Genomic DNA, 1,081 nt, shown 5'->3' with positions numbered 1-1,081 from the left:
GTTGACAGGCATTATTGAAGAGATGCTGGTGGCGACTTCCAGTGAGCGTCAAGGACGAGCCATCGACCACGATCAATMSGGGTCGATGGAACTGAAAAAACGTCAGGGTTACTTCTAAGGATCTAAGGAAAGAAAATGAATAGTGCAGTTCAAGCTCAGCTCGCTGAGTTAGGTATTGAAGGTTACCTAAATCAACACCAACACAAATCGCTACTTAGATTCCTGACATGTGGCTCGGTAGACGATGGTAAAAGTACCCTGATTGGTCGTTTGCTACACGACTCAAACAGATTATGAGATCAAACTTGCGGCAGTGCATTCAGACAGTCAGCGCGTTGGTACCACGGGCAGTCGTCCAGACCTTAGCGTTGCTAGTGGATGGTCTACAAGCGGAGCGTGAGCAAGGCATCACCATCGATGTGGCTTACCGTTACTTCTCAACCCAGAAGCGTAATTCATATCGCGATACTCCGGGCATGAGCAGTACACGCGCAACATGGCAACAGGCGCTTCAACGTGTGACCTAGCGGTGATTCTGATCGACGCGCGTAAAGGTGTGTTGGATCAAACGCGTCGTTCACTCGTTTATCTCCAATTTGCTCGGCCTGAAACAACTTTGTGGTTGCCGTGAACAAAATGGACTTAGTGGAATTTTCTCAAGACAACGCTTTGAAGAAATCAAAGCGGAGTACCTAGAGTTTTCGAAAAACCTGCGCGGCGAAACGGATATTCAAATTATCCCAATCTCTGCTCTGGAAGGCGACAACGTGGTTGAGCTGAGCCAACAAATGGCTTGGTACCAAGGCCCGACACTACTCGAAATTTTGGAAGCGGTTGACGTTGAGAAAGAGAAAGAAGCGGGTGAATTCCGTTTCCCAGTGCAATACGTTAATCGTCCAAACCTCGATTTTCGTGGTTTCGCTGGCACCATTTCGTCTGGTGTGGTGAACGTGGGCGATCGCATTACGGCGCTGCCATCGGGTAAAAGCTCAACCGTTGCGCGCATCGTTACTTTTGATGGTGACCTTGAACAAGCACAAGCGGGTTTGGCCGTGACGCTCACGTTAGCCGATGAAATCGA

General features: G+C 49.0%; 2 pseudogenes. Both read left to right on the top strand.

Annotated features, from left to right (window positions below):
* Nucleotides 1-118 (top strand): annotated as a pseudogene (locus CIK04_RS26505) (sulfate adenylyltransferase small subunit); the annotation flags it as partial.
* Nucleotides 119-135: 17 nt separating this feature from the next.
* Nucleotides 136-1,081 (top strand): annotated as a pseudogene (locus CIK04_RS26500) (GTP-binding protein); the annotation flags it as partial.

The sequence above is a fragment of the Vibrio sp. 03_296 genome, from assembly GCF_002265885.1.
The sequence above is the reverse complement of the archived record's forward strand: the minus strand, read 5'-3'. Positions and strand labels throughout refer to the sequence as shown.